Raw genomic sequence first — 703 nt, forward strand, 5'->3', positions numbered from 1 at the left:
AGTTCAGTGTTTACAGTGTGTTTTTTGAGTTCGGCGGTGCGTTGTCAACCCCTTAGCCGGGCGTTATATGCTTTAGGGAAAACAATGAAAAAATATTTAATTTCAATGGTTTTTATAATGTCTTTCTTCAAGGTTAATGCCGAAGTCCAGCTAGATTTTCCCTTTCAGAAAAAGTTTGAATTGTATGAGGTTGGCGGTAACAGTATTGATGAAATTGAACATTCTTTTGATACCGATAGACCCGACTTCATGATAAAAGATGGTTTTGATGGTCATACCGCTTGGAAATATGACTTTTATACGAACGATGATTCTTGTGAAATTAACAAATTTAGCTTGGAAGTCACCTATATACTACCGAAATTTGAAATGTCTAAGACTTCACCAGAGTCTGCTGAGGGTTTCCGTTCATATATGGAAAAGCTCTATAGGCATGAGCAGATTCATTGTGCTCTCGCGGTGAAGTCTATGCATGAAGTCTACCTAGCCTTTAAAAATGGACAGCGCGGAAAGTGTAGTAGCGCAAATGACAGAGTTATCGAGCTAGAAGATGAATTGGTGGAAAATAATGCTCTCTTTGACACTTATACGTCCCATGGAGAAATCGAATTGGAAAAGTCTCCATTTGGTGAAGAGCGTTATCTGAAAATATGCGAAATACCCTTTCCGCCAATCCCACCACGCATATAACAAACGGCTCAAG

General features: G+C 39.1%; 1 protein-coding gene. It reads left to right on the plus strand.

Annotated elements, in window-relative coordinates:
- Positions 1–690 (plus strand): DUF922 domain-containing protein (locus PL85_RS17630; protein WP_234934719.1); only part of this gene is annotated, 690 nt, incomplete at its 5' end.
- Between the last annotated feature and the right edge of the window lie 13 nt (positions 691–703).

Origin of the sequence: Vibrio anguillarum (assembly GCF_001989995.2) — a bacterium.
In the GTDB taxonomy this organism is placed as follows: Bacteria; Pseudomonadota; Gammaproteobacteria; order Enterobacterales; family Vibrionaceae; genus Vibrio; species Vibrio anguillarum.